This window comes from Streptomyces sp. NPDC053541 (genome assembly GCF_044544705.1).
Taxonomy (GTDB): domain Bacteria; phylum Actinomycetota; class Actinomycetes; order Streptomycetales; family Streptomycetaceae; genus Streptomyces.
Window position 1 is genome coordinate 81239 of the sequence record NZ_JBITXM010000001.1, and the last position, 25512, is coordinate 106750.

The 25512-nt window shown below is 73.8% G+C and carries 26 protein-coding genes and 1 tRNA gene; 14 read left to right on the forward strand and 13 right to left on the reverse strand.

Annotated elements, in window-relative coordinates; genetic code table 11:
• Positions 1-304 precede the first annotated feature (304 nt).
• The 5 genes from ispD to ACIGW2_RS00465 all read left to right on the forward strand — a co-directional run bounded on the left by ispD (position 305) and on the right by ACIGW2_RS00465 (position 5827).
• Complete coding sequence (gene ispD / locus ACIGW2_RS00445; protein ID WP_356061507.1) at positions 305-1054, forward strand: 2-C-methyl-D-erythritol 4-phosphate cytidylyltransferase; 750 nt, start codon at positions 305-307, stop codon at positions 1052-1054.
• Entirely contained in the window at positions 1044-1574 is a 531-nt protein-coding gene (ispF, locus tag ACIGW2_RS00450; protein ID WP_391652865.1) for a 2-C-methyl-D-erythritol 2,4-cyclodiphosphate synthase, read from the forward strand. Before ispD ends, ispF begins: the two co-directional genes overlap by 11 nt.
• Before the next feature lie 137 nt (positions 1575-1711).
• On the forward strand, positions 1712-3109 hold the full coding sequence (gene cysS / locus ACIGW2_RS00455) for a cysteine--tRNA ligase (RefSeq protein ID WP_361587447.1): 1398 nt from the start codon (positions 1712-1714) through the stop codon (positions 3107-3109).
• Between the two features lie 91 nt (positions 3110-3200).
• Complete coding sequence (gene rlmB / locus ACIGW2_RS00460; protein WP_361587446.1) at positions 3201-4157, forward strand: 23S rRNA (guanosine(2251)-2'-O)-methyltransferase RlmB; 957 nt, start codon at positions 3201-3203, stop codon at positions 4155-4157.
• Positions 4158-4276: 119 nt separating this feature from the next.
• Positions 4277-5827: a DoxX family membrane protein gene (locus ACIGW2_RS00465; protein WP_399840390.1), complete on the forward strand. Its 1551-nt coding sequence runs from the start codon at positions 4277-4279 to the stop codon at positions 5825-5827.
• Positions 5828-6056: 229 nt separating this feature from the next.
• On the opposite strand, the gene ACIGW2_RS00470 is transcribed toward ACIGW2_RS00465, so the two are convergent.
• The 3 genes from ACIGW2_RS00470 to ACIGW2_RS00480 all read right to left on the reverse strand — a co-directional run bounded on the left by ACIGW2_RS00470 (position 6057) and on the right by ACIGW2_RS00480 (position 8549).
• Entirely contained in the window at positions 6057-6770 is a 714-nt protein-coding gene (locus tag ACIGW2_RS00470; RefSeq protein ID WP_356061493.1) for a nucleotidyltransferase family protein, read from the reverse strand.
• 30 nt (positions 6771-6800) lie between these two features.
• Complete coding sequence (locus ACIGW2_RS00475; protein ID WP_356061490.1) at positions 6801-7214, reverse strand: hypothetical protein; 414 nt, start codon at positions 7212-7214, stop codon at positions 6801-6803.
• A gap of 237 nt (positions 7215-7451) precedes the next feature.
• Positions 7452-8549: a sn-glycerol-3-phosphate ABC transporter ATP-binding protein UgpC gene (locus ACIGW2_RS00480; protein ID WP_361587439.1), complete on the reverse strand. Its 1098-nt coding sequence runs from the start codon at positions 8547-8549 to the stop codon at positions 7452-7454.
• A gap of 181 nt (positions 8550-8730) precedes the next feature.
• Between ACIGW2_RS00480 and ACIGW2_RS00485 the strand changes: the two genes are divergently transcribed.
• The 3 genes from ACIGW2_RS00485 to ACIGW2_RS00495 all read left to right on the forward strand — a co-directional run bounded on the left by ACIGW2_RS00485 (position 8731) and on the right by ACIGW2_RS00495 (position 11053).
• Positions 8731-8804 (forward strand) — tRNA-Thr (locus ACIGW2_RS00485).
• A gap of 132 nt (positions 8805-8936) precedes the next feature.
• On the forward strand, positions 8937-10634 hold the full coding sequence (locus ACIGW2_RS00490; protein ID WP_391652861.1) for a right-handed parallel beta-helix repeat-containing protein: 1698 nt from the start codon (positions 8937-8939) through the stop codon (positions 10632-10634).
• Positions 10631-11053, forward strand: coding sequence for a hypothetical protein (locus tag ACIGW2_RS00495; RefSeq protein WP_391652860.1), 423 nt, complete (start codon positions 10631-10633; stop codon positions 11051-11053). The genes ACIGW2_RS00490 and ACIGW2_RS00495 overlap by 4 nt, the downstream gene beginning before the upstream one ends.
• Positions 11054-11103: 50 nt before the next feature.
• Here the strand turns inward: ACIGW2_RS00495 and ACIGW2_RS00500 are convergent, their stop codons facing one another.
• The gene (locus ACIGW2_RS00500; RefSeq protein ID WP_391652859.1) at positions 11104-12510 is read right to left on the reverse strand and encodes an NAD(P)/FAD-dependent oxidoreductase; all 1407 of its coding nucleotides are present in this window, start codon (positions 12508-12510) and stop codon (positions 11104-11106) included.
• 109 nt (positions 12511-12619) lie between these two features.
• Between ACIGW2_RS00500 and ACIGW2_RS00505 the strand changes: the two genes are divergently transcribed.
• Both ACIGW2_RS00505 and ACIGW2_RS00510 read left to right on the forward strand, forming a co-directional pair.
• Positions 12620-13093: a GNAT family N-acetyltransferase gene (locus ACIGW2_RS00505; RefSeq protein WP_391652858.1), complete on the forward strand. Its 474-nt coding sequence runs from the start codon at positions 12620-12622 to the stop codon at positions 13091-13093.
• Positions 13094-13144: 51 nt separating this feature from the next.
• A complete protein-coding gene (locus ACIGW2_RS00510) occupies positions 13145-13480 on the forward strand; it encodes a hypothetical protein (RefSeq protein WP_356061473.1) in 336 nt (111 codons plus the stop codon).
• A 39-nt stretch (positions 13481-13519) separates the two neighbouring features.
• Here the strand turns inward: ACIGW2_RS00510 and ACIGW2_RS00515 are convergent, their stop codons facing one another.
• Both ACIGW2_RS00515 and ACIGW2_RS00520 read right to left on the reverse strand, forming a co-directional pair.
• Entirely contained in the window at positions 13520-14524 is a 1005-nt protein-coding gene (locus tag ACIGW2_RS00515; RefSeq protein ID WP_399840391.1) for a zinc-binding dehydrogenase, read from the reverse strand.
• 154 nt (positions 14525-14678) lie between these two features.
• On the reverse strand, positions 14679-15857 hold the full coding sequence (locus ACIGW2_RS00520; protein WP_399840393.1) for an FAD-dependent oxidoreductase: 1179 nt from the start codon (positions 15855-15857) through the stop codon (positions 14679-14681).
• A 105-nt stretch (positions 15858-15962) separates the two neighbouring features.
• Between ACIGW2_RS00520 and ACIGW2_RS00525 the strand changes: the two genes are divergently transcribed.
• Positions 15963-16628, forward strand: coding sequence for a pentapeptide repeat-containing protein (locus ACIGW2_RS00525; RefSeq protein ID WP_391652854.1), 666 nt, complete (start codon positions 15963-15965; stop codon positions 16626-16628).
• Positions 16629-16724: 96 nt separating this feature from the next.
• Here ACIGW2_RS00525 and ACIGW2_RS00530 read toward each other — a convergent pair whose 3' ends face one another.
• The 4 genes from ACIGW2_RS00530 to ACIGW2_RS00545 form a co-directional block, all read right to left on the reverse strand.
• Positions 16725-17225, reverse strand: coding sequence for a hypothetical protein (locus ACIGW2_RS00530; protein ID WP_356061462.1), 501 nt, complete (start codon positions 17223-17225; stop codon positions 16725-16727).
• 119 nt (positions 17226-17344) lie between these two features.
• On the reverse strand, positions 17345-18556 hold the full coding sequence (locus ACIGW2_RS00535) for an FAD-dependent monooxygenase (RefSeq protein WP_391652853.1): 1212 nt from the start codon (positions 18554-18556) through the stop codon (positions 17345-17347).
• A gap of 145 nt (positions 18557-18701) precedes the next feature.
• Positions 18702-19346 carry a response regulator transcription factor gene (locus ACIGW2_RS00540; protein WP_361587419.1) on the reverse strand — a complete coding sequence of 215 codons (645 nt, stop codon included), beginning with the start codon at positions 19344-19346 and terminating at the stop codon, positions 18702-18704.
• A complete protein-coding gene (locus ACIGW2_RS00545) occupies positions 19343-20512 on the reverse strand; it encodes a sensor histidine kinase (protein ID WP_361587417.1) in 1170 nt (389 codons plus the stop codon). The genes ACIGW2_RS00540 and ACIGW2_RS00545 overlap by 4 nt, the downstream gene beginning before the upstream one ends.
• A gap of 272 nt (positions 20513-20784) precedes the next feature.
• Here ACIGW2_RS00545 and ACIGW2_RS00550 point away from each other — a divergent pair, with 272 nt between their 5' ends.
• Together ACIGW2_RS00550 and ACIGW2_RS00555 are read left to right on the forward strand one after the other, a co-directional pair.
• Complete coding sequence (locus tag ACIGW2_RS00550; RefSeq protein ID WP_399840396.1) at positions 20785-21330, forward strand: heme-binding protein; 546 nt, start codon at positions 20785-20787, stop codon at positions 21328-21330.
• 100 nt (positions 21331-21430) lie between these two features.
• Positions 21431-22849, forward strand: coding sequence for a M1 family metallopeptidase (locus tag ACIGW2_RS00555; protein WP_399840398.1), 1419 nt, complete (start codon positions 21431-21433; stop codon positions 22847-22849).
• On the opposite strand, the gene ACIGW2_RS00560 is transcribed toward ACIGW2_RS00555, so the two are convergent.
• Both ACIGW2_RS00560 and ACIGW2_RS00565 read right to left on the reverse strand, forming a co-directional pair.
• A complete protein-coding gene (locus ACIGW2_RS00560) occupies positions 22846-23358 on the reverse strand; it encodes a GNAT family N-acetyltransferase (RefSeq protein WP_391652850.1) in 513 nt (170 codons plus the stop codon). The genes ACIGW2_RS00555 and ACIGW2_RS00560 overlap by 4 nt on opposite strands.
• Positions 23359-23444: 86 nt before the next feature.
• A complete protein-coding gene (locus ACIGW2_RS00565; protein WP_356061444.1) occupies positions 23445-24020 on the reverse strand; it encodes a TerD family protein in 576 nt (191 codons plus the stop codon).
• Positions 24021-24159: 139 nt separating this feature from the next.
• On the opposite strand from ACIGW2_RS00565, the gene arfB reads away from it, so the two are divergent.
• Complete coding sequence (gene arfB / locus ACIGW2_RS00570; RefSeq protein ID WP_356061442.1) at positions 24160-24597, forward strand: alternative ribosome rescue aminoacyl-tRNA hydrolase ArfB; 438 nt, start codon at positions 24160-24162, stop codon at positions 24595-24597.
• 142 nt (positions 24598-24739) lie between these two features.
• Here arfB and ACIGW2_RS00575 read toward each other — a convergent pair whose 3' ends face one another.
• Positions 24740-25306: a flavin reductase family protein gene (locus ACIGW2_RS00575; RefSeq protein ID WP_391652849.1), complete on the reverse strand. Its 567-nt coding sequence runs from the start codon at positions 25304-25306 to the stop codon at positions 24740-24742.
• Positions 25307-25512 lie beyond the last annotated feature (206 nt).

Sequence of the window (25512 nt, forward strand, 5' to 3'; positions counted from 1 at the left end):
TGCACGCCTGGCGCACCACCCGCCATGCCCAGCAAGCGCAAGCCCAGCATCAATGCCGCGGTGCCCGTCGGCGCGCTGTGAATCCCACCCGATTCCACAGTGCCGTCGCCGGGCACTGCGGCATGTTCGTCTCCGTTTTCGCTGTCTCTCCCATCCCCACGCACGACCCCCGCACCCACCATCGGGCTCTCGCATGGCGACGCCTCGACCGTCGTCACGGAAGGGTCCGGTCGAGGCGTCGCAGCAAGCCTGCTGACGCCATACCCACGACGCCCTCGGAAACAAACCTGCCGGAGTGCAACCGATGACAGACCAAGCGCGTCCACTTCGCACCGCCGTGGTGATCCCCGCGGCCGGCCGGGGCGTGCGCCTCGGCCCGGGCGCCCCCAAGGCGCTGCGCGCGCTGAACGGCACCCCCATGCTCATCCACGCCGTCCGGGCGATGGCCGCCTCCCGCGCCGTCTCGCTCGTCGTCGTGGTCGCGCCGTCCGACGGCGCCGCCGAGGTGAAGAACCTCCTCGACGCCCACGCCCTGCCCGACCGCACCGACTACGTGGTCGTCCCCGGCGGCGACACCCGCCAGGAGTCCGTCCACCTCGGCCTCAAGGCCGTGCCCGACGACATCACCACCGTCCTCGTCCACGACGCCGCCCGCCCGCTGGTGCCGGTCGACACCGTCGACGCGGTCATCGAGGCCGTACGCGACGGGGCCGTCGCCGTCGTCCCCGCGCTGCCCGTCGCCGACACCGTCAAGGAGGTCGAGCCGGCCGAGCAGCCGGGCGGCCCCGAGCAGGTCGTCGCCACCCCGGTGCGCGCCCGCCTCCGCGCCGTACAGACCCCGCAGGGCTTCGACCGGGAGACCCTGGTCAACGCCCACGCCACCGTCGCCCTCACCGGGGACGGCGCCACCGACGACGCCGGCATGGTCGAGAAGCTCGGCGCGCCCGTGGTCGTCGTGCCCGGCCACGAAGAGGCCTTCAAGGTCACCCGCCCCCTCGACCTCGTCCTCGCCGAGGCCGTACTCGCCCGCAGGAGGGCCAACGATGGCTTCTGAGCCCACCCCGCAGATCCCCGTGCTGCCCCGCACCGGCATCGGCACCGACGTCCACGCCTTCGAGAAGGGGCGCGAGCTCTGGTGCGCCGGCCTGCTCTGGGACGGTCCCGACAGCGACGGGTACGGGCTCGCCGGGCACTCCGACGGTGACGTCGCCGCCCACGCCGCCTGCGACGCGCTGTTCTCCGCCGCCGGCCTCGGCGACCTCGGCGCCCACTTCGGCACCTCGCGCCCCGAGTGGTCCGGCGCCTCCGGCGTCACCCTGCTCGCCGAGGCCGCCCGGATCGTGCGCGCCGAGGGCTGGGAGATCGGCAACATCGCCGTCCAGGTCGTCGGCGTCCGCCCCAAGATCGGCAAGCGCCGCGACGAGGCCCAGAAGGCGCTCAGCGAGGCGGCCGGAGCGCCCGTCTCCGTCTCCGGCACCACCACCGACGGGCTCGGACTGACCGGCCGCGCCGAGGGCCTGGCCGCCCTCGCGACCGCCCTCGTCGTCCCCGTACGGCCGCCGGCCCTCCCGTAACGTCCGGCCCGCCCCCGTACGGGACCGGCCACGGACCGGCCCACGTGCCGGCCCACCGGGCCCCGGCGCGGAAAAAAGGCGCCCCGCGATCCCCGAGCGGTCGCGGGGCACTGCCCCCCGCCCACTACCCTGGTGTGGTGACTATTCGCCTGTACGACACCAGCGCCCGGCAGATCCGCGACTTCACCCCGATCAAGCCGGGCTGCGTCTCGATCTACCTGTGTGGCGCGACCGTGCAGGCCGCCCCGCACATCGGGCACATCCGCTCGGGCCTGAACTTCGACATCATGCGCCGCTGGTTCGAGTACCGCGGCTACGACGTCACCTTCGTCCGCAACGTCACCGACATCGACGACAAGATCATCGCCAAGGGCGCCGAGCAGGGCCGCCCGTGGTGGTCCATCGGCTACCAGAACGAGCGCGCGTTCAACGACGGCTACCAGGCCCTCGGCTGCCTGCCGCCCAGCTACGAGCCGCGCGCCACCGGCCACGTGCCCGAGATGATCGAGATGATGCGCGGCCTCATCGAGCGCGGCCACGCCTACGAGGCCGACGGCAGCGTCTACTTCGACGTGCGCTCCTTCCCGGGCTACCTGGAGCTGTCCAACCAGGACATCGACGACCTGCGGCAGCCCGACGAGGGCGTCTCCGGCAAGCGCGACCCGCGCGACTTCGCCATGTGGAAGGCGACCAAGCCGGGCGAGCCCGACTGGGAGACCCCGTGGGGCCGCGGCCGTCCCGGCTGGCACCTGGAGTGCTCGGCGATGGCCCACAAGTACCTGGGCTCCGCCTTCGACATCCACGGCGGCGGCCTCGACCTGATCTTCCCGCACCACGAGAACGAGATCGCCCAGGCCAAGGCCTTCGGCGACGAGTTCGCGCACTACTGGGTGCACAACGCCTGGGTCACCATGAGCGGCGAGAAGATGTCGAAGTCGCTGGGCAACAGCGTCCTCGTCTCCGAGATGGTGAAGAACTGGCGCCCGATCGTGCTGCGCTACTACCTCGGCACCCCGCACTACCGCTCGATGATCGAGTACAGCGAGGAGTCGCTGCGCGAGGCCGAGGCCGCGTTCGCCCGCATCGAGGGCTTCGTGCAGCGCGCCACCGAGAAGGCCGGGGCGCCCGTCGCCCCCGCCGCCGAGGTGCCGCCGGCCTTCGCCGAGGCCATGGACGACGACCTGGGCGTGCCGCACGCGCTCGCGATCATCCACACCACCGTCCGCCAGGGCAACAGCGCGCTGGCCGCCGACGACAAGGACGAGGCCATCGCCCGCCTCGCCGAGGTGCGCGCCATGCTCGGCGTCCTCGGCCTGGACCCGCTCGACCCGCACTGGGCCGAGGAGACCGGCGGCGGCGAGGAGCTGCACGGCGTGGTCGACACCCTCGTCCGGCTCGTGCTCCAGCAGCGCGAGTCCGCCCGCGAGCGGAAGGACTGGGCCACCGCGGACGCGATCCGCGACCAGCTCAACCAGTCCGGCCTGGCCATCGAGGACAGCCCCGACGGCCCGCGCTGGACGCTGGGCAACCGCTAGACAAATCGACGAGTGTGCCGCCCGGGCCCCCGGGCGGCACACTTCACTTACGGACTTCGTACGCAGCAGGCAGAGGAAACAGGTAGCAGTCATGGCCGGGAACAGCCAGCGCAGGGGACGTCGTACGTCCAACAAGAAGGGCGCGACGGTCGGCAGCGGTGGCCAGCGGCGCAAGGGACTCGAGGGCAAGGGCCCGACGCCCAAGGCCGAGAACCGCAAGGGCCACAAGGCGTACCGCGTCGCCAACGCGATGGCGCGGAACGCGGCCAAGCGCAAGCCCGTCGCCCGCCGCGGCGGCAAGGGCCAGTCCGAGATGGTCGTCGGCCGCAACCCGGTCTTCGAGGCGCTCCGCGACGGCGTGCCCGCCACCACCCTGTACGTGCAGCAGTTCATCGACAACGACGAGCGCGTGCGCGAGGCCCTCAACCTCGCCACCGGCCGCGGCAACATCAACATCATGGAGGCGCCGCGCCCCGAGCTGGACCGGATGACCAACGGGCTCAACCACCAAGGCCTCGTCCTCCAGGTCCCGCCGTACGAGTACGCGCACCCCGAGGACCTCGCCGAGGCGGCCTACGACGACCACGAGGACCCGCTGATCGTGGCCCTCGACGGCGTCACCGACCCGCGCAACCTCGGCGCCGTCGTCCGCTCCGTCTCCGCCTTCGGCGGCCACGGCGTGGTCGTGCCCGAGCGCCGCGCCGCCGGCATGACCGCCGGCGCGTGGAAGACCTCCGCCGGCACCGCCGCCCGCACCCCGGTGGCCCGCGCCACCAACCTGACCCGCTGCCTGGAGCAGTACCAGAAGGCCGGTCTCACCGTCGTCGGCCTGTCCGCGGACGGCGACACCGAGGTGCACGAGCTGGACGCGCTGGCCGGCCCGGTCGTCATCGTGGTCGGCTCCGAGGGCAAGGGCCTGTCCCGCCTCGTCGGCGAGACCTGCGACTTCCTCGTCCGCATCCCCATGCCGGGCGGCGCCGAGTCGCTCAACGCCGGTGTCGCCGCGGGCGTCGTGCTCTACGAGGCGGCCCGCCGCCGCAGGGGCTGAACCGTACGGGTCACCACGGGCTGACCCGAAAGGGTGAGCCGCCCCGGCCGTGATCTTGACGGGCCTCGGACATTTCGAGGCCGTCAAGGCAGTGTCCTAACCGCGCGTCACTCGGTTAGATGAGTGTGGACACCAGAACGCCCCGGCCGGGGTTCGACGATCAGCCCGCGCTGAGCATGGTCAAGGTGGATTCCGATCCCGCCCAGGTGATCGTGAACCACGCCAGCTTCCGTGTGCGGCTCGCGACGGCCGGCCAGCCGAAGTTCGCCGCGAACCCCCGTCTCGCCGCGCTCGCCGGAGCCGCCGGGATGACCGGTGTCGCCGCGGGCGGCGCCGCGGGCCGTCGCCGCCCCGTCGTCTGGACCGGCAAGTCGGCCCCCGGCGCGACCGGGCTGCTCCAGGCCGTCCGCGCCACCTCCGGCCCCGACCGGCCGGCCGGTGGCGTCTCCACCCTGGAGCCGACCACCCAGACCATCCCGCGCATCGACGACACGATGCCCACCCCGGTCGTCCCGCCGACCCCCGCCACCCCGCTGCTGCCGCCCATGCGGCGCGCGGAAGGCGCCTACGACGAGCTGTACGAGATCGGGCCCGACGCCTACGAGGACCAGGGCGCCGAGCAGGACGGCCGCACCCCCCACCGGCAGGGCAACGACGCGGTCCGGCACGCCTACTACCCGGGCCGCCGGATGAACCTCGGCGTCGTCCTCCTCCCGCTCCGGGTCTTCCTCGGCTTCATCTCCATCTACGCGGGCATGGGCAAGCTCTGCGACCCCGTCTACTTCGACGGCGGCGAACGCGGCTCCATGGTCAAGTGGCTGCACTCGCTGCACCCCTGGGCCCTCGCCGAGCCGCTCCGCGACTTCGCCCTCCAGCACCCGGTCGGCGCCGGCCTCACCGTCGCCTTCCTCCAGGTCGTGGTCGGCGTCCTCACCGTCCTCGGCCTCTGGCAGCGGGTCGCGGCCGTCGTCGGCGGCCTGCTCTCCGCCGCCCTCCTGCTGACCGTCAGCTGGAAGACCGTCCCCGTCTACGACTCGGCCGACATCATCTACCTGGCCGCCTGGTCGCCGCTGATCATCGCCGGCGCCCCGGTCTACTCGGTCGACGGGCGCCTCGCCGGCGAGGCCTGGCGCACCCTCGGCCCGCGCTCCGAGCTGTGGGAGCTGCGCCGCCGGGTGCTGCGCCGCGGCACGGTCGTGGCCGCCGTCGTCGTCGGCCTCACGCTGCTCGTCGGCTCGATGCTGGGCGGCGCCGTCCGCTCCTCCACCGTGGTCACGGTCCCCGGTCCGAACGAGGACCCGGTCAACCACCTGCCGGGCGAGCCGCTGCCGGCCGAGCCGGGCACGACCAGCCCGTCCCGCGGCGCCTCCAAGAGCCCGCGCCCCACGGCGACGAGCGGCGCGAGCGGCACCAAGGAGCCCACGAAGAAGGCCACGCCCTCGGAGTCGGCGCGCGAGACGACCCGCACCCAGGAGCGCAGCCCCAGCGCCTCGACCACCACGCGGAGCCCCAGCCAGAGCCGTACGAGCGCACCGTCCTCGTCGACCACGGACTCCACCTCGGGCGGCACCAGCGGCACCCCGACGAGCGGCAGCACCACCGGCGGCACGTCGGACGGCGGCTCGACCTCGGGCGGGGCGCGGAACCCGATCGGCGGCCTGCTGGGCTGACGGAGCCGGAGCGCCACGGACAGCGCGGAGGGGCGGCACCACGGGAACGTGGTGCCGCCCCTCTTCGACGTACGGAAGGCGGCAGGCGGGAGGACGCGGGCGGGGCGTGGCGCGGGCGTACGGAGGGCGGGGCGTGGCGCGGGAGGACGCGGGCGGGGCGTACGGAAGGCGGGTCGCGGCGCGGGAGGACGCGGGCGGGGCGTGGCGCGGGAGGGGCGGCGGGTGAGGCTCAGGCCTGGGCGGCGAGCTCCCTGGCGGCCTCGGTGAGGTCCTTCGCGGTGTCGATGGCCCGCCAGTACGCCCCCTGGGGCAGCGGGAAGCCGGCCAGGCGCCGCTCGCGGGCCAGCCGGGGGAAGGTGGTGCGTTCGTGGTCGCCGCGGTCCGGCAGGAGGCCGGTGAAGGCGGGGGAGAAGACGTACACGCCGGCGTTGATGAGGTACGGGGACGGCGGCGCCTCGATGAAGTCGGTGATGTGCCCGAAGGCGTCCGTCTCGACGGCGCCCCAGGGGATGCGCGGCCGGGCCAGGGCGAGGGTCGCGGTGGCGTCCCGCTCGGCGTGGAACTCGGCCATCTCGCGCAGCGAGAAACGGGTCCAGATGTCGCCGTTGGTGGCGTACCAGGGGCGGTCGGGCTCGGGGAGGTGCGCGGCGGCGTACTTGAGGCCGCCGCCGCGGCCGAGCGGCTCGGCCTCGACGACCGTGGTCACCTTCAGCGGCAGCTCGGCGGTGGCCAGCCAGTCCTGGAGGACCTCGGCGAGGTGGCCGCAGGAGACGACGGCGTCGGTGACTCCCTCGGCGGCGAGCCAGGAAAGCTGATGGCCGATGATCGGGGTCCCGGTGCCCGGGATCTCGACCATCGGCTTGGGGCGGTCATCGGTGTACGGGCGGAGCCGCGAGCCCTGGCCGCCCGCCAGGACCACGGCCTGCGTCGGGGAGGAGTTCATACCTCGAACGATATGCGGACGGGTCCCCGCTCAGCTCGCGTGCATGACGCCGTAGGCGAAGGAGGTGTCGCAGACCGGACGGGAGAACGTCTGGGCCTTGGTGGGGCCGTAGCGCTGCACGGCGGCGGTGCCGAGCGAGCGGGCGATGGACATGCAGTGCTTGGCGAGCGACGGGCGGTTCTCCACCTCGCGCTGCAGGTGGGTCAGGGCCACCCCGGGGTCCTTCTCCTGGAGCTCGGCGAGGAGCTTCTCGCGGAGGACGTCCTGCGGGGCGCGGGACTTGGCGGGGGTGGAGACGTCCGTGGAGGACGCGGTCAGCATCTGCGTCCCGGAGCCATGTCCGGCCCACGGAACGGCGGACACCGCGAGCGTTCCGGAGAGCACCAGGACGACGGGCAGGACGAGGGCGAGAGATCGGCCGATACGGCGGGCAGTGTGCGTCACGCAGGCGAGCGTAGCGGGCGGTAGTGACATGGCGACATTTAGTCACTCTCGCGAGGGATGGTTCGAGGCGGCTTTTCGAATCGCGTGTTGACGCGGGTCCGATGGTCGGCGCCTGATTGCCCAGTTCTGCCGGGGTTTTCGCCGACTTCGGGTTTCATGCCTCCTGTACGCCAACGGCCCCGCACCCGCAAGCGGGAACGGGGCCGTACGGCATCGGTGTCCGGGACCGGGCCCGGGTCAGTCGGAGAGGCGCTCGCCGGTCGAGGTCGAGAAGACGTGCAGCTCGGCGGGGCGCGGGACGACCTTCAGGGTGGAGCCCTTGGCCGGGACCTCGCGGCCGCCGACGCGGACCACGACGTCCTTGTCCTCGCCGCCGACGCGGGTGGAGCCGTAGACGAAGCCGTCGGAGCCGAGCTCCTCGACCACGTTCACGGTCACGGCCAGGCCGTCCTTGCCGGTGGCGCTCTGCACGTCGAAGTGCTCGGGGCGGACGCCGACGGTGACCGTGGTGTCGCCCTTGGCGGACGCGGCGGCGATGGCCTCGCGGGAGACCGGGACGACGCTGTCGCCGAACTTCACGCCGCCGTCGGTGATCGGGACCTCGATCAGGTTCATGGCCGGGGAGCCGATGAAGCCGGCGACGAAGAGGTTGGCGGGCTTGTCGTACATGTTGCGCGGGGTGTCGACCTGCTGGAGCAGACCGTCCTTGAGGACGGCGACCCGGTCGCCCATGGTGAGCGCCTCGGTCTGGTCGTGCGTGACGTAAACGGTGGTGATGCCGAGCCGGCGCTGCAGGCTGGCGATCTGCGTACGGGTCGAGACGCGCAGCTTGGCGTCGAGGTTCGACAGCGGCTCGTCCATGAGGAAGACCTGCGGCTCGCGGACGATGGCGCGGCCCATGGCGACGCGCTGGCGCTGACCGCCGGAGAGCGCCTTCGGCTTGCGGTCCAGGTACTCGGTGAGGTCGAGGATCTTCGCCGCCTCCTCGACCTTGGTGCGGATCTCGCTCTTGTTGACGCCGGCGATCTTGAGCGCGAAGCCCATGTTGTCGGCGACGGTCATGTGCGGGTAGAGCGCGTAGTTCTGGAACACCATGGCGATGTCCCGGTCCTTGGGCGGCAGGTGCGTGACGTCGCGGTCGCCGATCCGGATGGAGCCGGCGGTGACGTCCTCCAGGCCGGCCAGCATGCGCAGCGAGGTCGACTTGCCGCAGCCGGAGGGGCCGACGAGAACGAGGAACTCGCCGTCGGCGATCTCGATCTCCAGCTCGTTGACGGAGGGCTTTTCGGCGCCGGGGTAGACCAGGGTCGCCTTGTCGTAGGTGACGGAAGCCATGGTGATGTGTCCCTTCACCGGCAGGAACGTGCCGGACGATCCGAGTAAAGGAAGGATGTGGTGTAGTCCACCTGGGTGAACTCCGGGTGACGCTACCTGGCGATGTCCGATCTGTCAGCACTCCGGGGGACGTGAGATTTCCGACCGGCGGCGGGCGGGCGTTCGTTACACTGCACTCGCTGCCTCCTTAGCTCAGCTGGCCAGAGCACCGCTCTTGTAAAGCGGGGGTCGTCGGTTCGAACCCGACAGGGGGCTCTCTGAAACAGCACCAGGTCCGAGGCCCTGTCGTCCGTGCGGGCGGCGGGGCCTTGGTTCTGGGTACGGGCGGGAGCTGACGGGGAGGTGGCCGCCTTGGGCGTGAGGTACCGCGTGTCGCCGCGAGGCGGCATGGGGGTGCACCGCGACATCGCGTCCGCGCTCGCCGCGGCGGCCCGCAAGAACCGGCCGGCCCGGATCGAGATCGCGCCCGGGCACTACGCGGAGCCGCTGCTCGTCCGGGGCGAGGTCGAGCTGGTCGCGACGGGCGAGCCCGGTTCGGTGACCGTGGTCCTGCCGAGCGGTACCGCGCTGGAGACGGCCGGGACCGTCCTGGTCCGCGGTCTCGTCCTGGCCTCGCGCGACGCGGACGTCGTGCGCTGCGCCGCCGGCACGCTCACGCTGGAGCACACGGAGGTGCGGGGGCCCGGTGGCGTGTGCGTGCACGCGACGCCCGGGAGCGCCGTGACGCTCCGGGACAGCGCCTTCCGGCAGGGCCGGGTGCTGTTCGCCGGGGCCGGCGGGCACGTCGAGCGGTGCGCCTTCACCGACGCCGCGGACAACGCGCTCGCGGCGATCGACGGCGCCCGGGTGGTGGTGCGGGGCAGCCGGTTCGCGGGGCCCCGGCTGCACGCCGTCCGGGTCATCGGCGCGCACGCCGAGATCACCGGCTGCGAGGTCACCGGGACCGGGCTCGCCGCGCTGTTCGCGGACACGCAGGCCTGGCTCGCGGTGGCCGACTGCACCATCGCCGACGCCGGCGGGGAGGGCATCGGATTCCTCCGGCACGCCCGCGGGACCGTCGAGCGGGTCCGCGTCACCGGCGCCGAGAGCGGCGTCGCGGTCGCGGAGGGCTCCGACCCGGTGGTGCGGGGCTGTGTCTTCGCCGACTGCCGGGACACCGGCATCGCCGTACGGGCGGGGCGCGGCCGGTTCGAGGAGTGCGAGGTCACGGAGGCCGGCAACGTCGCGGTGTTCGTGTCCGAGCGCGGTGCGCCGGAGGTGCGCGGCCTGCGGGTCACCGGCGGGAACGTCGGTGTCGTCGTCACCGGCACGGGCTCCCGGGGCACCTTCCACGGGGTGCGGGTCGCGGATCTGCCGAGCGTCGCGCTCCGGGCGTACGAGGGCGGCAAGGCCGTCTTCCGGGACGTGCGGGTGGAGCGCTGCGCGACCCATCTGGAGACGCGGGGCGACGCCGGCACGACCGCGGAGGTGGAGGGGGCGGTGTTCACGGACTTCTCGATGTCGGCCGTGGAGGCCATCGGCACCTCCCGGGTCACCCTGCGCCGGGTGACCGCCGAGCGCGGCACCGTGGGCTTCGCCGTCGCCGAGGACGCCCAGCTCCTCCTGACCGACTGCACGGCACGGACGGTGACCTCGGCCGGCGCCGCGGCCCTCGGGAAGGGGCGGCTCGTCGCCCGGCGGCTCCGGGTGGAGGGCTCGGAGTCGATCGGGATCCTCGCCCAGGACCAGTCCAAACTGGAGGTCCACGACAGCGAGTTCGTCGATTGCGGGTCGGTGGGCGCGTTCTTCCGGGACGAGGCGGGCGGGCTCTTCGTGGGCTGCGCGGTGTCGGGGACGGGTCCGGCGGGCGTGCGGCACAACGGGCGGGTGGTGATGCCGTCGCTGCGCACCTCGCTGTCGGTGGCCGAGTGGGAGGACGAGGCGAACCGGCCGTCGCCCACGCACGTCACCTACAACAACCACGTGACGGTCCACGGCAGTGTGACGGACTCCCAGCTCGCCGTGGGCAACGCACGGGTCGACATGAACCAGCGCATCGAGGGCCGGCCGAGGCCGCGCACCGACGAGGAGGGAACTCCCGCATGAACGGTCCCCAGCAGGGCACGCCCGCGCACCAGGGAGCGGGGCTGCACATCCACGGTGCGGTGACCGGTTCCCAGATCGCCGTGGGGAACGAGCAGGTCACCCAGAACCAGATCAACCGCACGGAAGCCGCCGCGGACCTCGTGTCCGATCCGGTCCGACTGGCGGCGTTCGTGCGGGAGTTGCTGCAGCAGCTGCCCGAGCAGCGGCTCGCCGCCGAGGACCGCGAGGACACCGAGGCGGCGGCGAACGAGGTCCTCGGCGCCCTCGCCGACTCGGATCCGCCGGAGCCGGGCCGGCTGCGCCGTGCCATGGTCCTGCTGCGCGGTGCGCTGACTCCGGTGGCGCAGGGCGTCGCGGCGGGGGCGACCGTGGGGGCGCAGCAGTGGGCGGAGGCGGCCCTGGCGAGCCTCGGCGGGTAGGGCGGGCCGGGGCCGCGCGGTGTTTCGCGCGGCCCCGGCGTGGTGGGCGGTCAGCGGCCGCTGAGGCGGTTCGCGAGGACCGCGATGCGGTCGGTGGCGGCGCTGCGGGCGGCGGTCTCGCGGCGGTCGGCGGCGCGGAAGGCGGCGTACATCGTCTGGACGCCGAGCCAGCGCAGCGGCTCCGGCTCCCACTTGCGGACCCGGTGGTTGACCCAGGGCAGGGCGGTGAGCTCGGTGGGGCCGGACTGGCCCGAGTCCTGCTGAATGAGGTCGCGCAGGGTGCGGGCGGCGAGGTTGGTGGTGGCGACGCCGGAGCCGACGTAGCCGCCGGCCCAGCCGAGGCCGGTGGAGCGGTCCAGGGTGACGGTGGCGCACCAGTCGCGGGGCACGCCGAGGACGCCGGACCAGGCGTGCGCGATCCGTACGCCGGCGAGTTGCGGGAAGAAGCGGATCAGGATCTCGCGCAGGGCGTCGACGGTCTGCGGCTGGGTGCGGCCGTCGTTGTCGGTCTTCGAGCCGTAGCGGTACGGGACGCCGCGGCCGCCGAGCGCGATGCGGCCGTCGGCGGTGCGCTGGGCGTACATGTAGGCGTGCGCCATGTCGCCGAGGGTCTCCAGGCCGTCCCAGCCGATGGACTCCCACTGGGCGTCGGTGAGCGGCTCGGTGGCGATCATGGAGGAGTTCATGGGGAGCCAGGTGCGGCGCTGGCCGGCGAGGGAGGCGGTGAAGCCCTCGGTGCAGCGCAGCACGTACGGGGCGCGGACCGTGCCGTACGGGGTGACGGCGTGCTTGGGCCGGATCTCGGTGACCGGGGTGGACTCGTGGATGGTGACGCCGAGTGCTTCGACGGCGGCGGCGAGGCCCTTGACGAGCTTGACCGGGTGGAGGCGGGCGCCGTGCGGGGTCCAGGAGGAGCCGACGGCGCCGGTGACGCGGACGCGTTCGGCGGTCTCGCGGGCGCCGTACAGCTCGCGGTCCTTCTCGCCGAAGGCGATCTCGACGGCGTGGAAGGCCTTGAGCCGGGCGAGTTGGGCGGGGGAGGTGGCGACCTCCAGGACGCCGCCGCGGTGGATGTCGGCGTCGATGCCCTCGGCGGCGCAGACGTCGACGACCTCGCCGACGGTCTCGTTCATGGCCTGCTGGAGCCGTACGGCGGCCTCGTGCCCGTGCTCCTTGGCGTAGCGGTCGCGTCCGGCGATGCCGTTGTAGAGCCAGCCGCCGTTGCGCCCGGAGGCGCCGTAGCCGCAGAAGGCGGCCTCCAGGACGGTGATGTTGAGGAAGGGGACGGCCTTCTTGAGGTAGTAGGCGGTCCACAGCCCGGTGTACCCGCCGCCGACGATGCAGACGTCGGCACTCGCGTCACCGGGCAACGGCTCGCGCGGCGCGGGTGCGCCCTCCTGCGCGTACCAGAAGGAAATTCCGCCGTTGACCGTGCTGAGCTGGCTGGTCGTGCTCATGTGTATCCCTCTTCCGGGTCGTGCGCGGGAGGTTACCGGGGAGGTGGCGGGTGATCCAGGGGCAGCAATCCGCTGGCCCGGCGGCCGTGACGGGGTGCACTCTGGGTTCATGATCCGTACTGCCACGCCCGATGACGTTTCCCACATCCACCGCATGGTCCGTGACCTCGCCGAGTACGAGAAGGCGCTCGACGAGGTCCGCGCCACGCCCGAGCAGTTGCGGGAGGCGCTGTTCGGGGAGCGGCCGGCGGCGTTCGCGCACATCGCGGAGACCGACGACGGGGAGATCGCCGGGTTCGCGTTGTGGTTCCTGAACTTCTCGACCTGGCGCGGGGTGCACGGGATCTATCTGGAGGACCTGTACGTGCGGCCCGAGCTGCGCGGTGGCGGGTACGGGAAGGCGCTGCTCGCCGAGCTGGCCCGGATCTGTGTGGAGCGGGGGTACGAGCGGCTGGAGTGGTCGGTGCTCGACTGGAACGCGCCGTCCATCGCCTTCTACGAGTCGCTGGGGGCCCGCCCGCAGGACGAGTGGACGGTGTACCGGCTGACGGACGGGGCGCTGAAGGCGCTGGGGACGGCGTAGCGGCCCGGGCCGGTTCGGCGGGACGCCCGACGAGACGGTAGGAAGGGGGGCATGGACAAGGACATTCAGCAGCGGTTCGAGCGCATCACCGGCTTCGTCGAGGCGCGGCTCACCCCCCTCTTCGATCCCGAGAACGGCAGCGACCACGGCTTCGGCATGGACGACACCTCGCGTGCCCTGCGCGCCCTCCGGTACACGGTGCAGGCCGCGTCCGCGGTCAACGGGCTGCTGGAGAAGCGGGCTTCGGCGCCCGAGCTGCGGCAGGTGGTGGACCAGGCGCTGGAGCACAACTGGGACGTGCTGCGCTCCATCGCCCGGATGTGGGAGGACCACCCCGATTTCCTCAAGGAGTTCAAGGGGCACTCCTGGGACGTGCTCGGGATCTGATCCCGGCCGTTCCCTTCCGGCCGTTCCCTCCCGACGGTCCTACGGGATCAGGACCACCTTGCCGGTCGTGCCCCGTGTCTCCAGTGCCCGGTGGGCCTCCGCCGCCCGCGCGAGGGGGAAGCGGTGCACCGCCGGGCGCAGGGTGCCGTCGGCCGCGGCGGCCAGCGCGGCGAGTTCGAGGGTGCGGATGTCGCCGCCCGCCTTCTGGAGCATGACGGGGCCGAGGACGGACTCCGAGGTGATGCCGCGGGCGGCGAGCTCCTCGGGGGTGAAGGTGAGCGGTTCGCCGTCGTGCAGGCCCGCGCCGGACCAGCCGAAGACCAGGTGCTGCCCGCCCTTGCCGAGCAGGTCCACGGCCGCCCGCCCGGTCTCGCCGCCCACCGAGTCGAAGACCACGGTCGCCGGCCGCCCCAGCGCGTCGAGGTGGGCGCGGACCTCGGCCGGCCAGTCCGGGGCGGTGTAGTCGACCGCGAGGTCCGCGCCGTTCGCGCGGACCTTCGCCACCTTCGCCGGGCCGCCGGCCAGGCCGATGACGACGGCGCCCGCGTTCTTCGCGTACTGCACGAGCAGCGTGCCGATGCCGCCGGCCGCGGCCGGGACGATGGCCACCGAGTCCGGGCCGAGCTCGGTGAACTGCAGGATGCCCAGCGTGGTGCGGCCGGTGCCGATCATGGCGACCGCCTCCGCGTCCCCGAGGTGCTCGGGCAGCGCGTGCAGCCGCGCCGCGTCGGTCACGGCGAGCTCCGCGTACCCACCGGGCGCCATGCCGAGGTGCGCCACGACCCGGCGGCCCAGCCACTCCGGGTCGGTGCCCTCGCCGAGCGCGTCGACGGTGCCGGCGACCTCGCGGCCGGGGACGGTGGGCAGCTCGGCGGGGGCCGGGAAGGGGCCCGTCATGCCCTGGCGCAGGGCGGTGTCCAGCAGGTGCACGCCGGCCGCCGTCACCCTGATCCGGACCTGGCCGGGCCCCGGGACCGGGTCGGGGACCTCCTCGTACGTCAGGTTCTCGGCCGGGCCGAAGGCGTGGAGGTGGATGGCGTGCATGGCGGGCTCCCCGGTGGTCGGTGCGGTGCGGCGGTGTTCGGCGGTGCGCGAGGCCTTCTCGTACGGGCCTTCTCCTACGGCGTCTTCTCGTACGACGTCCTCTCGTACGGGCCTTCTCGTGGGCCGAAGGCCCGTACGGGAACAGCCTCGGACCTCAAGCGGACTTGAGGTCAAGGGGGCGGGGGCGGAGGTGCTCCGCCCGCATCGCGAGCGACACCGCCTCCAGGGCGCTCGTGAAGGACACCTCCGCGAGCACGCCGGGCGCCGCCACCTGGTCGCCCGCCAGGTAGACGCCGTCGCCGCGGTCCACCGCCGGGCGGTCCCGCCAGGTCGTGCCGGGGCGGTCCACCGCGCCCGTACGCCCCTGGGACACCGCCGCGCGCCGCCAGACCGTGCGCCCGCGCCAGCCCGCGAAGCCCAGGTCCAGGAGCCGTTCGGCGTGCGCGAGGCCGTCCGCCTTCGCCTCGTCCGGGGCGATCGGCAGCTGTGCCTGGATCAGCTCACGGCCGGCCGGGGCGAGGCCCGGGTCCTGGGTGGTGAAGCGTTCCACCCAGCCCGGCGCGTCCAGGTCCGAGATCGCGAACGGGTCGCCCCGCCGCGACTCCAGGGCCAGGTCCAGCAGCACCGTGCGGCCCGACTCCCAGGTCAGCGACGGGTCGCCGAGCAGCCGTGCCGCGGCCGGCAGGGAGGTCGCGACGACCACCGGGCCCTCGCCGACGGGCAGCGCGTCGACCCGCGCGGAGGTCTCGATCGCCACCCCGAGCTCGCGGGCGTGCGCCGCCATCCGCTCGATCAGCCGGCCCCAGCCGCCCTTGACGAACCGGGCCTCCGGCGGCAGCGCGGCGGCCCGGTGCAGCCGCTCCTGCACGAAGCGGGCGGAGAGCGAGCCGGGGTCGTGGTGGTAGAGCGCCACTCCGCTGTACGAGGCGGCGGCGCGGGCCGCGGCGGGGCCGGCGAGCCGGGTCGCCCAGGTGCGGAAGTCGACGTCGACCGGGGCCCGTTCGGCACTGCGGAGCGCCTGGTGGAGCATGCCGAGCGGCGGGACCCGGCGCAGCGCGCCGTGGTGGTGGAAGCGCAGCGTGGCCGCCGCGCGCGGCGGCAGGGGGGCGAGCTCGCCGAGCAGGCCGCGCCGGCGCAGCCAGGTCCAGTGCGGGCCGCCCCGGTAGAGCGCGTGCGGGCCCTCGTTGGTGAGGTACGGGCCCTCGGCGGTCCGGGCGCGCCCGCCGAGCGTGTGGTGCGCCTCGAACAGGGTGACCCGGGCGCCCGCCTCGGCGGCGGTGACGGCCGCCGTGAGCCCGGCGAAGCCGCCGCCGATGATCGTGATCTTCCGCATGTCTGTGGCTCCCTCCGATGGGTTTCGGGAATGCGACGAGCGGCGGGCCCGGGTTCGTGACATCGCGGGCGGGGCGTTGTCAGTGGCGTGCGTCACGATGGGGTCATGAAGAGGAAGAGCGTCACGCGGCCGCGCGAGCCCGAGGTCGGGCTGCCCCCGCTGGAGCCGTACGGGGGCGGTCTGGAGCCGGACGGGGACTACGACGGCCTGGAGCTGGCCGGCCTGGACCTGACCGGCCAGGACGGGGCGGGGGCGCGCTTCCTCGACTGCGCGCTGCGGGACTGCGGGCTCGACGGGGCCCGGCTGACGGCGGCGCGGTTCCTCGACTCGGTGCTGACGGGGGTACGGGGGGTGGGCACCGATCTCGCGGGGGCGCAGCTGCGGGACGTGGAGCTGGTGGACGCGCGGCTGGGCGGGACGCAGCTGCACGGGGCGGTGTGCGAGAGGGTGCGGGTGCGGGGCGGGAAGCTCGACTATCTGAACCTGCGGACGGCGCGCCTGAAGGACGTCGTCTTCGACGGGTGCGTGCTGGCCGAGCCGGACTTCGGCGGGGCGGTCCTGGAGAGGGTGGAGTTCCGGGACTGCGTGCTGGTGGGGGCGGACTTCGGCGGGGCGCGGCTGAAGGACGTGGACCTGCGGTCGGTGCAGCGTCTGGAGATCGCGCGCGGGGTGGACTCGCTGGCGGGGGCGGTGATCTCCACGGCGCAGCTGCTGGACCTGGCGCCGGTGTTCGCGGCGCAGTTGGGGGTGCGGGTGGAAGACCCTTCCTGAGGGCCGGCCGGTCAGGGACCCGAGGGTCCGCGCCCGGGGGAGCCCGCGGTCAGGGGAGCCCGCGGTCAGGGGAGCCCGCGGTCGGGGAGCCCGCGGTCAGGGGACGCGGGGGAAGCGGGCCTGGAGGTCCCAGATGGCCGGGTTGTCGGCCAGGCCCTCGTGCATGTCGGTGAGGTCGGCGATCAGGTCGTGCAGGAAGTCGCGGGCCTCGCGGCGCAGTTCGGCGTGGTTGAAGGTGAGCGGGGGTTCGTCGCCCGGCATCCAGTCGGCCTCGACGTCCACCCAGCCGAAGCGCCGCTCGAACAGCATGCGGTCGGTGGACTCGGTGAAGTCCAGCTCCGCGTACTGGGGGCGGGAGGCGCGGCTGCCCTTCGGGTCGCGGTCCAGCTGCTCGACGATGTCGCACAGCGCCCACGCGAAGTCGAGCACCGGCACCCATCCCCAGGCCGTGGACACCTCCTGGTCCTTCACGGTGTCCGCGAGGTACACGTCGCCGCAGAACAGGTCGTGCCGCAGGGCGTGGACGTCCGCCGCGCGGTAGTTCGTCTGCGGGGGGTCCGGGAAGCGGCGGGAGAGCGAGTAGCCGATGTCGAGCACGTCTCGATGGTCCCACGCCGCCCGGGCCCCGTGAGCCCCCGGGCCCGAGGTCCTGCGAGGCCCGAGGTCCTGCGAGGTCCGGGATCCGCTGCCCGGGGCCCGGGCCCGGGCCCCGGGGCTCAGGCGCGGTGGGCCGCCTTCGCCACCCTCGGGCCGAGCCAGCGCTTGAGGCGGCGGAGCGGTTCGAGGCTGCCGGCGGCCCGGTCGAGGTGGTAGTAGAGCTGCGGCGGTACGTGGGGGAGCAGCGGGGAGTGGCGCTGGCCGAGCAGGGCGAACATCCGGTGCGGCTCCAGGCGCATGTAGCGGGGGAGGTTCTCGTACCACTGGGCGCTGTAGCGGGCGGCGCTCTGGGCCGGGACGAGCTCGTCGCGGCGGCGCCGGCCGTAGACGGCGAGGGCGGTGGGCAGGTCGGTGCCGTGGGCGCGCAGGGCGTCGGCGAGTGCGAGGGCGTCCTCCAGGGCCAGGGTGGTGCCCGCGCCGATCGAGTAGTGGGTGGTGTGGGCGGCGTCGCCGAGGAGCACGGTGGTGCCGTCGTGCCAGGTGCGGGTGGTCAGGGTGCGGAAGTTCAGCCACTGGGCCGGGGCGCCGTCGCCGTGCTGTTCGCGGCCGATCAGCGGCTCGCCGTCGAGGAGGTCGGAGAACAGCTTCTCCAGCAGGCGGAGGGTGTCCGCCTCGCTCGTGCGGTCGAGGCCGAGGCCCCGCCAGGTCTCGGGCGAGCACTCCACGACGCAGGTCGACTGCTCGCCGCTGAAGCCGTAGGCGTAGCACCAGATCCAGCCGTGCTCGGTCTCCTTGAAGGCGAAGCTGAAGGAGTCGAAGACCTTGGTCGTGCCCAGCCAGACGTAGGGGTTGCGGCCGCTGGTGATCTCGGCGCCGAAGCGCTCCGCGCGGGCCTCGCGCAGCAGGCTGTTCACGCCGTCGGCGGCGACGACGAGGTCGGCGCCGGCCAGCTCGGGCGCGTCCGGGCCGGCCACCGGGTGCTCGTGCTCGACGCGGACGCCGAGCTCGCGGGCCCGGTCGGCGAGCAGCGCCAGCATCCGGCGGCGGCCGATGCCGAAGCCCGCGTCGCCGCGGTGCACGGTCCGCTCGTCGCGCACGATCGCCACGCCGTCGGTCCAGGTCACCGACGCCTCGGCGATGGCCGCCGCGGACTCGGGGTCGCCGGCGCGCAGCTTGTCGAGGAGCCCGGCCCAGTAGGTGACGCCCCAGCCGTAGGTGGAGCCCTCCGGGTTCCGCTCGTAGACGGTGATGTCGTGGGTCGGGTCCTGGCGCTTCATCAGGATCGAGAAGTACAGGCCGCCGGGCCCGCCGCCGACGATGGTGATCTTCACTTGCGCTCCCGGGAACCTGCTGGTGGATGACACAGCGCGCTGAAACGGCAACGCACGGTAGCAGTGCGGGGTGCGCGGGGAGGCTGAAGCGGGGCCCGATCCGCCCGCCCGGGTGACGGCGCCGGCCCCCGGGGGCGTACGGGCGCTAGGGCAGCAGGCGCTGCTCCTTCGCCACCGCCACCGCGCCGGCGCGGGTGTCGACGCCGAGCTTCGCGTAGATGCGGCCGAGGTGGGTCTTCACGGTGGCCTCGCTGATGAACAGCGCGCGGGCGATCTCGCGGTTGCCGAGGCCGTGGGCCAGCTGGCCGAGGATGTCGCGCTCGCGGTCGGTCAGCGACGGGCCCGCCGCGCCGCGCATCCGGTCCATGACCCGGCTGGCGACCGGCGCCGACAGGGTCGTGCGGCCCTGCGCGGCCGAGTGGATCGCGGCGAACAGCTCCTCGGGGCGCTCGGCCTTCAGGAGGTAGCCGGTGGCGCCCGCCTCGATGGCGCGGGTGATGTCGGCGTCCGTGTCGTACGTGGTGAGGACCAGGACGTGCACGCCGGTCGGGGCGATCCGCCGGGTGGCCTCGACGCCGTCGATGCCGGCGCCCAGCTGGAGGTCCATCAGGACCACGTCCGGACGCAGGTGCGCGGCCATCGCCACGGCTTCCTCGCCGCTGCCGGCCTCCCCGACCACCTCGATGTCGGGTGCGCTGCCGAGCAGGGCGAGCAGCCCGGCCCGGACCACCGCGTGGTCGTCGCAGAGCAGGATCCGTACGGGCGAAGCCTCCGGCGTCGCTGACGTCACTGTCGTACCTCCAGCGGGATCGCGGCCGAGAGCACGGTGCCCTCGCCCGGAGTGGACTCGATGGTCAGGGTGCCGCCCAGCTGCCGGGCGCGCACCCGCATGGCGGGCAGCCCGTGTCCGCGCACCCCGGCGTCCGCGCGGGTCGCGGCCGGGTCGAAGCCCCGCCCGTCGTCGGCGACGTCGAGGACGACCTGGTCGTCGAGGTACGTCAGGGTGAGCGCGGCCGAGGCGGCCTCCGCGTGCTCGCGGATGTTCGCCAGGGCGCCCTGCGCGATGCGCAGCAGCGCCGACTGCACCCGGTCCGGCAGGGGGACCGGCGGCCCGTCGACCCGGAAGGCGGCCGACTCGCGGCTCGCGAGCCCGCGCAGCGCCTGCTCCAGGCCGCCGCCCTCGGCGAGGTCGGCGGGCGCCAGGTCGTGCACGAAGCGGCGGGCCTCGGCGAGGTTCCGCTCGGCGATCGACTCGGCCGTGCGGACGTGCCGGCGGGCGGTCGCCGGGTCGCCGTCCCACAGCCGGTCGGCGGCCTGGAGCAGCATCTGCTGGCTGGACAGGCCCTGCGCGAGGGTGTCGTGGATCTCCATGGAGAGCCGCTGGCGCTCGGCGAGGGTCCCCTCGCGGCGCTCGGTCGCCGCCAGCTCGCGGCGGGTGCGGATGAGGTCCTCGATGAGCCTGCGCTGCCGCTCCGCCTGCCGCTCGGCGTGCACGAAGACACCGGTGGCGAGGGCGGCCACGGCCGGCGGGGCGACGATCAGGTTGGGGTCCCAGCCGCCGTGCGAGAGCTGCACCTGCGCGAACACGACGAAGGCGGTGAGCAGGGCGACCAGGCCGAGCGCGGCCCGGTGCGGCAGGGTCCGCAGGCCGGTGTAGAAGAGCGGGACCGCGCACCAGGCGAAGCTGGGCGCGAGGACCACGAGCACCACCCACACGGCGACGACCGTGCACAGCCAGGCGATCCGGCGCGGGGTGGCGCGGGTGCCGAGCACGGGGCCGAGCAGATAGAGGGAGGCGAGCGCGCCGGACAGCGCCACGATCCAGGGGCTGCGGTCCTCCCAGGGGTGCCGCAGCAGGAAGCGGGCGAGCGAGGCGCCGAGCAGCAGGAAGAAGGCCACGTGCATGACCCGGGCCAGCCAGCGGGCGTCCGGGTCCCGGTGCGTCGTCCGGTCCATCGTCCGTCCACCTCTTCGCCGTACCGTCCCCGTGGCCTTCCGGCCGGCCTCCTGACCTGGGGGCACACCACCATCCTGACCCGCGGGGACCACAACGGCATCAACCGTTCGGCTGACCCCGGCATCCACCGTCCCGCGCGCCGACGGCAGCCGGAACGCGGACCGGCCGGGGCCGGATCCGGGCGGAGGATCGATGCAGAGCGAGCGAACGAACGGCACGAACGCTCCCCTCCTCTCCTCATCTCCTCCGCCCCTTCCGTCAGGAGCACGCAATGAAGAAGAAGTTCCTCCTCGGCACCACCGCCGCCGTCGTCCTCGCCGCCGGCACCTTCGGCGCCGTCTCCGCGAACGCCACCGCCCCCGCCGCCGCCCCGGCCGCCGCGGTCGCCAAGGCCGACGCCCAGGGCGACAACACCCGCCAGAGCACGCACCTGACGATCGAGGCCGCGACGAAGGCCGCGCAGGCGACCCTGAAGGCCGCCGAGAAGGAGAACCAGCGCGTCTCCGTCGCGGTGGTGGACCGCAACGGCAACACCCTCGTGACCCTGCGCGGCGACGGCGCGGGCCCGCAGTCCTACGAGTCGGCCGTGAAGAAGGCGTACACCGCCGTCTCCTGGAACGCCCCCACCTCCGAGCTGGTCAAGCGCCTCACCAACGCGCCGACCCTGAAGGACATCCCGGGCACCCTCTTCCTCGCCGGCGGCGCCCCCGTCACCGCCGACGGCGGCCCGATCGCGGGCATCGGCGTGGCCGGCGCCCCGTCCGGCGACCTGGACGAGAAGTTCGCCCAGGCCGGCGTCGCCTCCCTCAACGGCTGAACCGGCCCGATCCGCGCGTGACGCGGGCCTGAACTCCGACGGCGCCCGGACCCCCGCCGGGCGCCGTCGGCATGCCCTTCCGCCTGTTTAGGATCGGTTCGTGAACACGCGCAGCCGGGTACGGACCGGTGCTCTGGCCCTCTCGCTCGCCCTGCTCGCCGCGGCCTGCACGAGCGGCGGCAGCGGCGGGGTGAAGGGCACGCCCGGCGCGGCCGGGCTGCGCGACCCGTACTTCCCCAAGCAGGGCAACGGCGGCTACGACGTGCGCCATTACGCGCTCACCCTCTCCTACGACCCCGCCTCCGGCCGGCTCGACGGGCGCGCCGAGATCACTGCCGAGGCCACCCAGGACCTCAGCGCCTTCAACCTCGACCTGGCCGGGCTCACCGTCCGCGACGCGACCGTCGACGGCGCGCCCGCCGCCGTCAACCGGGCCGGGAACGAACTGACCCTGCGGCCCGGCGAGGAGATCGACGACGGCGCCGAGTTCCGCGCCGTCATCCGCTACTCCGGGCGCCCCGAGACCGTCACCGACTCCGACGGTTCAAAGGAGGGCTGGCTCAAGACCGCCGACGGCGCCCTCGCGCTCGGCCAGCCGAACGGCTCCATGGCCTGGTTCCCCGGCAACCACCACCCCTCCGACAAGGCGGCCTACGACGTCACCGTCACCGTCCCGGCCGGGCTCACCGCGCTCTCCAACGGCGTGCGCACCGCCGAGCGCAAGGAGGCCGACGGGCGCACCACCTCCGTCTGGCACACGGCCGAACCGATGGCCAGCTATCTCGCGATGCTCGCGATCGGGCGCTTCGACACCACGACCGCGACCCTCCCCGGCAAGGCCCGGGTCCCGGTGCTGTCCGCCGTCGACCCGCAGGTGGCCGCGAAGACGGCCGCGCTGCGCGCCCGGGTGCCCGAGATCCTGGAGTGGGAGGCGGAGAACTTCGGGCCGTACCCCTTCGCCGCCGCCGGCGTGGTCGTCGAGCGCGACGGCGACGTCGGCTACGCCCTGGAGACCCAGACCCGGCCCGTGTTCCCGGCCGGCTCCTTCGACACGGGCACGCTCGTGCACGAGCTGGCGCACCAGTGGTACGGCGACTCCGTGACCCCCGCGACCTGGGCGGACCTGTGGCTCAACGAGGGCTTCGCGACCTACGCCCAGTGGCTGTACGAGGAGGACTTCGCGCACACCCCGGCCGAGCGCAGCTTCGCCAAGGCCTACGAGGACGAGGACGCCTGGGCCTACTCGCCCGCCAAGCCGCCCGGCGCCGAGGACCTGTTCGGCGCGCCCGTCTACCAGCGCGGCGCGATGGTGCTGCACCGGATCCGGCAGGAGGTCGGCGACGACACCTTCTTCGAGATCCTGGCCGGCTGGCCCGCGAAGCACCGCAACGCCACCGCGAGCACCGAGGACTTCATCGCCTACGTGGACGCGATGACGGACGAGGACCTGACCGACGTGTGGGACGTCTGGCTGTACGGGGACGGCAAGCCGCCCCGGCCCGCCGGGTCCTCGGACTAGAGCGCCTTGCGCATCACGACGCACGGGCGGCCGTGCGCCCGGTCGGGCCTGCGGTCGGTCTCCTCGTAACCGAGCGCGGTCCAGAAGGCGAGCGCCCGAGGGTTGTTCTCCAGGACCGCGAGGCGCAGTCCGGCGCGGCCGCGGGAGCGGAAGGAGTCCTCGACGTAACGGGCGAGGCGCCGTCCGAAGCCCGCGCGGTGCGCGTCGGCGTGGACCATCAGCAGGCCGAGCCACGGGTCGGGGTCGGCCGGGTCGGGGTGGTGGGCGAGGGTGATCGCGAGGGCCACGAGCCGGCCCTCCGAGCGGGCCAGCAGCACCTCGGCGTCCGGGTGGGCGAGCTCGTCGGCGAGGGCGGCGGCGACCTGCTCGGGCCGGATCCGGTCGGGCTCCGGGAAGTCGCCGCTCAGCTGCTGGAACTCCACGTTGGAGGCGTAGAGCCCGGTGAGTTCGGTGAGCAGCGGGCCGGGCAGGTCGTAGGGGTCCTTGGCGGTCAGCGGTTCGACGATCATCGGGAAAGCGTAGGGCCGGGGAAGCGCGGAGCCCCGTCCCGCCGGGCGTGCCGGGGGACGGGGCTCCGTACGCGAGGCGCCCGGGATCAGATGTTGACGCCGAAGTCGCGGGCGATGCCCTCCAGGCCGGAGGCGTAGCCCTGGCCGACCGCGCGGAACTTCCACTCGGCACCGTTGCGGTAGAGCTCGCCGAAGACCATGGCGGTCTCGACGGCGGCGTCCTCCGACAGGTCGTAGCGGGCGATCTCGGCGCCGCCGGCCTGGTTGACGATGCGGATGTAGGCGTTGCGGACCTGGCCGAAGTTCTGCGAGCGGTTCACCGCGTCGTAGATGGAGACCGGGAAGACGATCTTGTCGACGCCGGCCGGCAGGGCCGCCAGGTTGACGTTGATCTGCTCGTCGTCGCCGCCGCCCTCGCCGGTGCGGTTGTCACCGGTGTGGACGATGGTCTGGTCCGGGGTGGACTTGTTGTTGAAGAAGACGAAGTGCCCGTCGGAGACGACCTTGCCCGTGGCGTCCACGCCGATGGCGGAGGCGTCCAGGTCGAAGTCGGTGCCCGTGGTCGTACGGACGTCCCAGCCGAGGCCCACGGTGACGGCGGTGAGGCCCGGGGCCTCCTTGGTCAGGGAGACGTTGCCGCCCTTGGAGAGGCTTACAGCCATGGGAAGTCCCTTTCTGAGGTCCTGCGGAGGTCCGACACCGTGCGGAAGTCGTCGTTCGCATTAACGCACGGGACGCGGCGGCGGTTCCCTCGCGCCGCTCCGCCAAAAGGAGGTGACGGGGGCGCGGGGCTCCGGGACCATGGGACACATGTCCGGTCCGTATCCCATCCGCGGCTCCGTCTCGCTGCCCGAGGCCGAGCTCATGTGGCGTTTCTCGCGGTCGTCCGGGCCGGGCGGGCAGCACGTCAACACCAGCGACTCGCAGGTCGAGCTGCGCTTCGACCTGGCGGCGACCGAGGCCCTGCCCGAGGTGTGGAAGGCGCGCGCCCTGGAGCGGCTCGCGGGCCGGCTGGTCAACGGGGTCGTGTCGGTGCGCGCCTCGGAGCACCGCTCGCAGTGGCGCAACCGGGAGACGGCCGCCGTCCGTCTCGCCGCCCTCCTCGCGGAGGCCACCGCGCCGCCGCCGAAGCCGCGCCGCGCGACGAAGATCCCGCGCGGGATCAACGAGCGGCGGCTGCGGGAGAAGAAGCAGCGCGCGGAGACCAAGCGGGGCCGCCAGGCCCGCGACTGGAGCTGAGCTCTCCCTCCGCGGGGCGCCGACCTACGGGCCCGAGCCCCCGCCCCTGCCCCTGCCTTCGCGACCGGAGCCGGGCCGCGGCGCGGGCCGGCCCGAGCCCGCCCGGACACCGGCCGTCCGGGCGGGATTCGCCCCCCGCCGCTCAGCCCAGCGTGCGGTACCTGCCGCGGAAGTAGGTCAGCGGGCCGCCCTCCGCCGAGGGCAGGCGGGTGTCGAGCACGCGGCCGATGACGAGGGTGTGGTCGCCCGCGACCACCCGGCTCTCGGTGCGGCACTCCAGGGTGGCGAGTGCGCCGTCGATCAGCGGGGCGGAGCTGTGCTCGCCGCGGACGTACGGCAGGTCGGCGAAGAGCAGCCGGTCGCTGACCCGGCCCTTCATGGCGAAGCGCCCGGCGATCTGCCGCTGGCCCTCGGAGAGCAGCGAGACCGCCCACACGGGCACGTCCGCGAGCAGGTCGTCCATCCGGGAGCCGTTGCGCAGGCTGACCAGGACCAGCGGCGGGTCGAGGGAGACGGAGAGGAAGGCGGTGGCGGTCATGCCGACGTCCTCGCCGTGCGGCCCGTCGTCCGGGTCGTGGGCCGTCACCAGGACCACGCCGGCCGCGAGCCGGGACATGGCGGCCCTGAACTCGTCGTTGCTCACCCCCTCAGCATGAGGGATGGCCAGGTCGAGGGCGGTGGTAGCCGTCACGGGCGTCTTCTGCAGCACCCTCGCACGCTAGTCCGGCCGCACCGGCGCGGGCATCGGGCCCCGGTACCAGCCCGGCTGCCCCGGGGGTCCTAGGACCCGCCGCCGGACCGCCGGGCCGGAGCGCCCTCCGACCCCTGAGCGACGCTTGTGACTTGAGTCACAGACAGCAGTATTTGTTGACCCTGTGTACCGGGTGCACAGCTCGCTGTGATTCAGTGGCGGAG

Excerpts from the sequence above, each read along its gene's own strand:
- ACIGW2_RS00465 (WP_399840390.1), top strand. The coding sequence starts at position 4,277 with ATGAGTGTGGACACCAGAACGCCCCGGCCGGGGTTCGACGATCAGCCC.
- ACIGW2_RS00550 (WP_399840396.1), top strand. The coding sequence starts at position 20,785 with ATGAAGAAGAAGTTCCTCCTCGGCACCACCGCCGCCGTCGTCCTCGCC.
- arfB (WP_356061442.1), top strand. The coding sequence starts at position 24,160 with ATGGGACACATGTCCGGTCCGTATCCCATCCGCGGCTCCGTCTCGCTG.
- ispD (WP_356061507.1), top strand. The coding sequence starts at position 305 with ATGACAGACCAAGCGCGTCCACTTCGCACCGCCGTGGTGATCCCCGCG.
- ACIGW2_RS00470 (WP_356061493.1), bottom strand. The coding sequence starts at position 6,770 with ATGAACTCCTCCCCGACGCAGGCCGTGGTCCTGGCGGGCGGCCAGGGC.
- rlmB (WP_361587446.1), top strand. The coding sequence starts at position 3,201 with ATGGCCGGGAACAGCCAGCGCAGGGGACGTCGTACGTCCAACAAGAAG.
- ACIGW2_RS00525 (WP_391652854.1), top strand. The coding sequence starts at position 15,963 with ATGAAGAGGAAGAGCGTCACGCGGCCGCGCGAGCCCGAGGTCGGGCTG.
- ACIGW2_RS00505 (WP_391652858.1), top strand. The coding sequence starts at position 12,620 with ATGATCCGTACTGCCACGCCCGATGACGTTTCCCACATCCACCGCATG.
- ACIGW2_RS00560 (WP_391652850.1), bottom strand. The coding sequence starts at position 23,358 with ATGATCGTCGAACCGCTGACCGCCAAGGACCCCTACGACCTGCCCGGC.
- ACIGW2_RS00565 (WP_356061444.1), bottom strand. The coding sequence starts at position 24,020 with ATGGCTGTAAGCCTCTCCAAGGGCGGCAACGTCTCCCTGACCAAGGAG.
- ACIGW2_RS00495 (WP_391652860.1), top strand. The coding sequence starts at position 10,631 with ATGAACGGTCCCCAGCAGGGCACGCCCGCGCACCAGGGAGCGGGGCTG.
- ispF (WP_391652865.1), top strand. The coding sequence starts at position 1,044 with ATGGCTTCTGAGCCCACCCCGCAGATCCCCGTGCTGCCCCGCACCGGC.
- ACIGW2_RS00520 (WP_399840393.1), bottom strand. The coding sequence starts at position 15,857 with ATGCGGAAGATCACGATCATCGGCGGCGGCTTCGCCGGGCTCACGGCG.
- ACIGW2_RS00480 (WP_361587439.1), bottom strand. The coding sequence starts at position 8,549 with ATGGCTTCCGTCACCTACGACAAGGCGACCCTGGTCTACCCCGGCGCC.
- ACIGW2_RS00545 (WP_361587417.1), bottom strand. The coding sequence starts at position 20,512 with ATGGACCGGACGACGCACCGGGACCCGGACGCCCGCTGGCTGGCCCGG.
- ACIGW2_RS00500 (WP_391652859.1), bottom strand. The coding sequence starts at position 12,510 with ATGAGCACGACCAGCCAGCTCAGCACGGTCAACGGCGGAATTTCCTTC.
- ACIGW2_RS00515 (WP_399840391.1), bottom strand. The coding sequence starts at position 14,524 with ATGCACGCCATCCACCTCCACGCCTTCGGCCCGGCCGAGAACCTGACG.
- ACIGW2_RS00490 (WP_391652861.1), top strand. The coding sequence starts at position 8,937 with ATGGGGGTGCACCGCGACATCGCGTCCGCGCTCGCCGCGGCGGCCCGC.
- ACIGW2_RS00510 (WP_356061473.1), top strand. The coding sequence starts at position 13,145 with ATGGACAAGGACATTCAGCAGCGGTTCGAGCGCATCACCGGCTTCGTC.